7 protein-coding genes are annotated in these 7,668 nt (G+C 73.4%); 1 reads left to right on the top strand and 6 read right to left on the bottom strand.

The window, feature by feature from the left end:
- Positions 1–210: 210 nt before the first annotated feature.
- From hpt to dacB, 5 genes are all read right to left on the bottom strand, one after another.
- Complete coding sequence (gene hpt, locus VGD85_RS22885) at positions 211–762, bottom strand: hypoxanthine phosphoribosyltransferase (protein WP_331065739.1); 552 nt, start codon at positions 760–762, stop codon at positions 211–213.
- Between the two features lie 15 nt (positions 763–777).
- On the bottom strand, positions 778–1,494 hold the full coding sequence (locus VGD85_RS22880) for an Ig-like domain repeat protein (protein ID WP_331065738.1): 717 nt from the start codon (positions 1,492–1,494) through the stop codon (positions 778–780).
- Between the two features lie 93 nt (positions 1,495–1,587).
- Positions 1,588–2,553, bottom strand: coding sequence for a tRNA lysidine(34) synthetase TilS (tilS, locus tag VGD85_RS22875; RefSeq protein WP_331065737.1), 966 nt, complete (start codon positions 2,551–2,553; stop codon positions 1,588–1,590).
- A gap of 7 nt (positions 2,554–2,560) precedes the next feature.
- The gene (locus tag VGD85_RS22870; protein WP_331065736.1) at positions 2,561–3,619 is read right to left on the bottom strand and encodes a zinc-dependent metalloprotease; all 1,059 of its coding nucleotides are present in this window, start codon (positions 3,617–3,619) and stop codon (positions 2,561–2,563) included.
- Between the two features lie 42 nt (positions 3,620–3,661).
- The gene (gene dacB / locus VGD85_RS22865; RefSeq protein WP_331065735.1) at positions 3,662–5,056 is read right to left on the bottom strand and encodes a D-alanyl-D-alanine carboxypeptidase/D-alanyl-D-alanine endopeptidase; all 1,395 of its coding nucleotides are present in this window, start codon (positions 5,054–5,056) and stop codon (positions 3,662–3,664) included.
- A gap of 99 nt (positions 5,057–5,155) precedes the next feature.
- Here dacB and VGD85_RS22860 point away from each other — a divergent pair, with 99 nt between their 5' ends.
- A complete protein-coding gene (locus VGD85_RS22860) occupies positions 5,156–5,662 on the top strand; it encodes an inorganic diphosphatase (RefSeq protein ID WP_331065734.1) in 507 nt (168 codons plus the stop codon).
- Between the two features lie 46 nt (positions 5,663–5,708).
- Here the strand turns inward: VGD85_RS22860 and VGD85_RS22855 are convergent.
- Positions 5,709–7,668 (bottom strand): acyl-CoA dehydrogenase (locus VGD85_RS22855; RefSeq protein WP_331065733.1); only part of this gene is annotated, 1,960 nt, incomplete at its 5' end.

Below are 7,668 nucleotides of genomic sequence, written 5' to 3'. Positions count from 1 at the left end.
GACCACGAACTCGTTGCCCGGGATCTGCGGAGCGTCCCAGCCGACGCCTCGGGCCCGCGCCCGACCTCAGGAGTACACGTGCGGCGCGAGCGTGCCGATGTCGCGCAGGTTGCGGTAGCGCTCCTTGTAGTCCAGGCCGTAGCCGACCACGAACTCGTTGCCCGGGATCTGCGGAGCGTCCCAGCCGACGCCTCGGGCCCGCGCCCGACCTCAGGAGTACACGTGCGGCGCGAGCGTGCCGATGTCGCGCAGGTTGCGGTAGCGCTCCTTGTAGTCCAAGCCGTAGCCGACCACGAACTCGTTGGGGATGTCCCAGCCGACGTACTTCACCTCGACCGGCATCGTGAGCGCCTCCGGCTTGCGCAGCAGCGTGCAGATCTCGACGCTCGCGGGGTTGCGCGAGGACAGGTTCGAGGTCAGCCAGGACAGCGTCAGGCCGGTGTCGATGATCTCGTCGACGATCACCACGTGCCGCCCCGAGATGTCGGTGTCGAGGTCCTTGAGGATCCGCACCACGCCGCTGGACTTGGTGCCGGAGCCGTACGACGACACCGCCATCCAGTCCATCTCGAGGTGCCGGCGGAAGCTGCGCGCCAGGTCGGCCATCACCATGACCGCGCCGCGCAGGACGCCGACGATCAAGAGGTCCTGGCCCTCGTAGTCGGCCTCGATGTCGCGGGCCAGTTCGCCGAGCCGCCCCTGGATCTGCTCCTCGGTGAAGAGGACGTTGACCAGGTCGTTCTCCACGTCGGAAGCATGCATGGCGCAGACTCTAGGTCAGTGGCGGGCCTTGGTGACCGTCAGGGTGAACGACGGGGACGAGGACGCCTTGAGCGCCGAGGAGCCGAGGTAGTACGCCTTCAGCTGATGGGCGCCCTTCGGCAGCCGGTCGAGGCCGATCACGAGCTCGCCCTTGTCCGAGGCCTTCAACCGGCCCTCGCCGACCACGCGCTGGCCCTCGCGGACCTCGACGGTCCCGGTCGGCTTGGCGCCCTTGGCGCTCACGGCCACCTCGACCACGCCGTTCTGCTTGGTGGTCACGCTCCGGCGCACGAGCGCCGCGGCGGTCTTGGTCTCGGGGAGCATCTTGACGATGCCGATCTCGCCGAGGCTGATCGTCTGGCGCCGCCGGGTGATCTCGAACGGGCCGTACGTCGCGGTCCGGTAGCCCGAGCGCGTCAGGGTCAGCGTGTAGGTGCCCCGGCCGACCTCGAGGTAGAAGTAGCCGTGCTGCGGGCCGTCCGCACGGTCGCTGGCGTAGGTCTTGGCCGACGCCGCCGGCGTCCCGTCCGCCTTGGTCGCCTGGACGGTGACGTCGTCGACGTAGCGCCCGGTCTGGTCGGTCACCACGCCCTGGATGAGCGACTGACCGGTGCGGGGCGCGGTGACGGCGACACCGCGGTGCGTCGCCGCCGTGGCGGGCAGCGCCTGGGGAACGAGGACGGCAGCGGCGAGGAGGGCGGCGGCTGCGGCGAGCGTACGGCGAGGGGACATGGGCTTCTCCAGTTCGGCGGGCACGCACGACGACGCGCACTCACAGCGAGTGTGAGCGAACAATCGGCTCCCCGCGGCGGAACCTGAGATTCCTCAACCGACCCGCTCGAAGCGCAGCCGGCCCTCGGACCGCCGGCAGCGGACGTGTCCGGGGAGGTCCACCCACTTCTGGCCGCGCCAGTCCGTGAGCAGCGAGTCGACGGCGCGCACGTGCTCGTAGAACAGCTCGGAGGCCGGCGACCCGGCGTCCAGCGCCGCCAGCCGCAGCACCCGCCGCCGGATCGGGCCCGGCTCGGCCAGCAGGCCCTCGACCGGGAGGTCGCCCAGGCGGGCGTACGCCGCGTCGGCGGCGTCGTCGAGCAGGTCCATGTCCTCACGGAGCTGCTCGGCGGTCCGGGCGAGCGTCTCGGCCACGCCGGGGCCGAGCTGGTCCTCGAGGACCGGCAGCACGGTGCGGCGTACCCGCACGCGGGCGTAGCCGGGGTCGTCGTTGTGGGGGTCGTCCCAGAACTCGAGGCCCTCGACCTGGCAGGCGGTCACCGTGTCCGTGCGGGACACGTCGAGCAGCGGGCGCACGAACCCGTCGAACGAACGCCGCATCCCCGCGAGCGACCGGCCACCGGAGCCCCGGGCCAGGCCGAGCAGCACGGTCTCGGCCTGGTCGTCGCGGGTGTGCCCGAGGAGCACCGCGTCGGCCCCGCTCCGCTCGGCGATCTCGCCGAGCACCGCGTAACGGGCCCGGCGCGCGGCGGCCTCCGGCCCCAGGCCCGCGGTCTCCACGTGGACGGCCGCGCTGAACGTCTCGTCGGCCCCGAGGTCGGCCATCTGCCGGACCACGCGCGCGGCGTGGTCGGCCGACCCCGGCTGCAGCCCGTGGTCGACGGTCGCACCCACGACCCGCCAGCCCGCCCGGCGGGCCTCGAAGACGGTGGCCGCGAGCAGCGCGAGGGAGTCCGCGCCGCCGGAGCACGCCACGACCACGGTGCGGCCGGGCTCGACGTGGGTGAGCGATCGGCGTACGGCCAGGCGGACCGCCGCGACCGCCGGGTGCAGGCTCATCCCCGGTTCACAGCACCCGGCTGATCCAGGCCCGCGGGTCGGCGATCTCCGCCTTGGAGGGCAGGTTCTCCGGTCGCTCCCACACCGCGTTGAACTCCGCCATGCCGGCCTTGTCGACGACCGCGCGCACGAACCGCGCGCCGTCGCGGTACTGCGCCATCTTGGCGTCCAGGCCGAGCACCCGGCGCAGCACCTTGTCGAGCACGCCCACGCCCTGGCGGCGGCGGTTGAAGCGCTTGCGGATGTCCGCGACCGTCGGGATCACCCCCGGACCCACGTCGTCCATGACGACGTCGGCATGGCCTTCCAGGAGCGACATGACGCCGGTGACGCGGTCGACGATCTCCTTCTGCTCGGGGGTGCTGACCAGGTCGAGGACGCTGCCGCCGCCACCCCGTGCGCTCTTGACCGCCTCGACGATCCGGCCCAGGCCGTCCTCGAGGAGGCCCTCGGGCTCGAGGGTGTCCGCGAGCGCCTGCATCTCGCCGAGGAGGTGGTCGGCCAGCCAGGGGGTCGCGGTGAACTGCACGCGGTGGGTCTCCTCGTGCAGGCACACCCAGAGGCGGAAGTCGTGGGGGTCGACGCCGAGCTCGCGCTCGACGTGGACGATGTTCGGCGCGACGAGCAGCAGCCGGCCGGACGGGGCGTGGAAGGGGTCGAACTGGCCGAGCACCTTGCCGGCCAGGAACCCCAGCACGGCCCCGACCTCCGCGCCGGTGACGCGGGACCCGACCGCGAGGCTCAGCCCGCTCGGCGCGCCCTTGCGCGCGGAGAGCCGGTCGACGACCGGGGCGAGGACGGTCGCGAACCCGTCCGCGTTGGCGGCGACCCACCCCGCCCGGTCGACCACCAGGACCGGGGCGGTGCGCTCGGCGGCGACCAGCCCGGTGTGCTCGCGCACCAGGCCGGTGGAGCGGTCGGCGTCGGCGCGCAGCTCGGCGACCACGGCCTCGGCCGTGCTCCGGTCGACGACGGGGCCCTCCCCCGCGATCCGGGACCCGAGGGCGACGGCGAGGCCCCAGTCGACCATCCCCGCGCCGGAGCCCGGGCCCGTGTGCTTGCTCATGTCGTGACGGTACCCGCGGCGTCCACAGACCCAGGCGCGCGCTCAGCCGCAGCGGCAGCGGGCGAGCGCCGCCGTCGCGCTGTCGAGCGCCGCCCGCGCGTCCAGGGTGTCGGGCAGGTCGATCCGGTCGGCGAGCAGCGCGAACACCAGGGGACGGCCGGCGCGGTCGGTCACGATGCCGGCGAGCCCGCTGACCCCGGACAGGGTGCCGGTCTTGGCCCGCACCAGCCCCCGTCCCTCGGCGCCGGCCTCGGCGAAGCGGCCCGTGAGCGAGCCGGAGAAGCCCGCCACCGGCAGCCCCGTGAGCACCGCCCGCAGGTCGGGATGCTCGGGCGCCGCGGCCAGCTCGAGGACGGCGGTGATCGTGTCGGGGTCGAGCCGGTCGTCGCGGGAGAGCCCGCTGCCGTCGTACGTCGCGGCGCCCTGCGTGGGGACGCCGAGCCCGTCGAGCACCGCCAGCACCGCACGGGCCCCGCCCGCGAAGGACCCGGCGCCGGAGGTCGCCAGCCCCACGTGGCGGGCGAGGACCTCGGCGGCCTCGTTGTCACTGGTCTCGATCGTGTGCTCCACGATCCGGTCGAGCGGCAGGCTGTCGGTGCGGGCGAGCGCGGGCGCACCGGCGGGCGCGGCGATCTCCCGCATGGGGCCGGTCACCGTCAGGCCGGACCGCGTCAGGGCCCGGGCGTACGCCGCGGCGGCGACGGCCGCGGGGTCCTCGACCCGCCCGAAGCCCTCCGCGGGGCGGCCCTCGTCGAGCCACAGGGCGGTGATCGGGGCGACCACGCCGTCGGTGATGTAGCTCGCCGGCCAGTGCGGGCTGACCGCGGGACCGGTGAACAGGCTGGTGTCGTAGTCGACGCGGACCCGGGTGCGCCCGGCGGCGAGCAGCGCGGCCGCGGTGTCGCGCGCGAGCCCGCGCAGGTCGTCGGCGGCCAGCAGTGGGTCGCCGCCGCCGACGAGCACGACCCGGCGGGGTCCGGCGTCGACGACCGTCGTGGCGAAGGTGTGGTCCGGCCCGAGGGTCTCCAGGGCGGCGGTGGCGGTCAGCAGCTTGAGCGTCGAGGCGGGCAGCGCCGAGCCGGTGCCGCTGGAGTAGAGCAGCGTGCCGTCCAGCCCCGCGACCGTGGCGAGCACGTGCGGTCCGAGGTCGGCGTCGCGGAGCAGCGGCGCGAGCGCCCGGCGTACCTTCGCGGGATCGGGGACGCCGGTCGCCGGCGCGGCCACCGGCGCCGGAGGCGACGCCGCCGGCAGCGTGAGTCCGGGCGGTGGCGGGATCGCCGCCGGGTCGTCCTCGGGCGGCGGCGCGGGCGGGTCGAGCCAGAGCACCACCCCGGCCGCGGACAGCACCGCGAGCACGAGCAGCACCGGCCCCCAGGTGGCGAGGCGGGCACCCCACGAGGCCCCCCGTGAGGGGTGGCGTCGGTCACGTCGGCCCACGAACGGCCCCTTCCCGGGTGCGCTTTTGGCGCCATTGTGCGCGAGACTGACCCCGGCCCGCCGCGCGGGCCCGATCGACCCTGGAGATTGACCCTGACGATGGCGGAGGATGACGTGCTCGAGTTCGACGTGCTGGTGGAGATCCCGAAGGGTCAGCGAAACAAGTACGAGGTCGACCACGAGTCCGGCCGGATCCGTCTCGACCGGACCCTGTTCACCTCGACGCAGTACCCCGCCGACTACGGCTACATCGAGAACACCCTCGGTCTCGACGGCGACCCGCTCGACGCGATGGTGATCCTGCAGGAGCCGACGTTCCCCGGCTGCCTGATCCGCTGCCGGGCCATCGGCATGTTCCGGATGACCGACGAGGCCGGCGGCGACGACAAGGTCCTCTGCGTCCCGGCCACCGACCCGCGACTGGAGCACCTGCGCGACATCAGCCACGTCTCGAAGTTCGACCGCCTCGAGATCCAGCACTTCTTCGAGGTCTACAAGGACCTCGAGCCCGGCAAGTCCGTCGAGGGCGCCGAGTGGGTCGGCCGCACCGAGGCGGAGGCCGAGGTGCACGCGTCGTTCGACCGGTTCAAGACCGGCGGGCACTGATCGCGACCGGCGTGTCGAGACCCGGTGACGTGCCCGCCGACGGCGGTTAGCCCACCAGGTCCGGCGAGCGCAGCATCTCCGGGGGGATCGCCCACGCGTCGACGAGGGGTACGGCGAGCGGCCGGATCTTGCGGCACAGGTCGGCGACCTCGCGGCTGATCGCCTTCGACCGGGGCACGGTGAGCCGGCCGTGCTCCATGAACCATGCCCGGTCGGCCTCGATCGTCGACAGCGCGAACAGGTCGCACAGCAGCGTCAGCGCGACCTTGAGATCGCCGTCGGGCAGGCCGGCGGTCTTGTCGACGAACGCCTCGAGCACCAGCCGCTCGACGTGCGCGCTGGCCGCGGCGATCACGTGGTCCTGCACCCGGGAGAAGACCTCGCCCGGGTTCATCCCGTTGTCGATGCCGCGCTTGAGCCGCCGGGCGACTCCGGCCAGCATGTGCTCCTCGCGGAACCGCAGCATCGCGAGCTGGTAGTCGGGGTCGAACAGGCCGGCCTCCTGGTCCCACTGGTCGCCGCCCGGCAGCAGGTCGCGGACCCGCTCGAGCAGCTTGTGCACCGAGGTCTTCTCGATGACCGTCTCGACCGCCAGGTTGGTGACGAACCGGACCATCCCGAGCTGGTCGAGGTCCTCGAACTCGCTGGCGTAGTCGGTGAGCAGGCCCTTGGCGACCAGCTGGAGCAGCACGTGGTTGTCGCCCTCGAACGTGGTGAAGACGTCCGTGTCCGCCTTGAGCGCCGCGAACCGGTTCACGGCCAGGTAGCCCGCGCCGCCACACGCCTCCCGACACTCCTGGATGGTGCGGGTCGCGTGCCACGTGCCGAGCGCCTTGGTCCCCGCGGCGCGGGACTCCAGCTCACGGCGCGCCTGGTCGGCCGCCCCGGGTGACTGGGTGCCGGAGAACACGTCGTGCAGCTGGGCCGCCACGACCTCCTGGGCGAAGTGCAGCGCGTAGGTCCGCGCGATCAGCGGCAGCAGCCGGCGCTGGTGCAGGCCGTAGTCGAGCAGCAGCTCCTCCTGCTCGTCGGAGGTCGCCTCGAACTGGCGGCGGCGTACGGCGTACTTCGTGGCGATCGCCAACGCCACCTTGGCGGCGTTGATCCCGCCGCCACCGACGCACACGCGGCCCTGCACCAGGGTGCCGAGCATGGTGAAGAAGCGCCGGTTCGGGTTCTCGATCGGGCTCTCGTAGGTGCCGTCGGGGGTGACGTCCGCGAACCGGTTGAGCAGCGCGGTGCGCGGCACCCGCACGCCGTCGAACCAGATCCGCCCGTTGTCGACGCCGTTGAGGCCCATCTTGCGGCCGTCGTCCTCGATGCGTACGCCGGGCGCGGGCGCCCCGTCGACGCGGATCGGCACCACGAACGCGTGCACGCCCTCGCGGGCGCCGCCGACCTCGAGCTGGGCGAACACCACGGCGACCTCGGCGTGCTCGGCCGCGTTGCCGATGTAGTCCTTGCGGGCGTCCTCGGTGGTCGTGGTGATCACGAACTCCTCGGCGTCGGGGTCGTACGTCGCGACCGTGCCGAGCGCCTGGACGTTCGAGCCGTGCCCGGTCTCGGTCATCGCGAAGCAGCCCATCAGCCGCCCGGTGATCAGGTCCGCGAGGTAGGCGTCGTGGTGGCGCTGGGTGCCGAGCTGCAGGATCGCGCCGCCGAACAGCCCGAACTGCACCCCGACCTTGACCAGGACCGACAGGTCGCCGTACGCGAGGGTCTCGAACGCGGCGATCGACGCGCCGATGTCGCCGCCGCCGCCGTACTCCTCGGGGAATCCCATGCCCGTCTGCCCGGTCGCGGCCATCTCGACCACGACGTCCTTGACGCGCTCGCGGAAGTCCTCGATCGACAGCTCCTCGGCGTCGGCGAGGATCGAGGCGTACGCCGCGAGGTTGGTGCGCACCAGGTCGCGGACCTCGGCGTACTTCCCGTCGAGCAGCGCGGTCAGCGCCGGCACGTCGATCTCGGGCGGCACGTATCCGGTCGTGGTGGGCGCGGCGGTG

Origin of the sequence: Nocardioides sp., assembly GCF_036401255.1 — a bacterium.
Taxonomy (GTDB): domain Bacteria; phylum Actinomycetota; class Actinomycetes; order Propionibacteriales; family Nocardioidaceae; genus Nocardioides.
The sequence above is the reverse complement of the archived record's forward strand: the minus strand, read 5'-3'. Positions and strand labels throughout refer to the sequence as shown.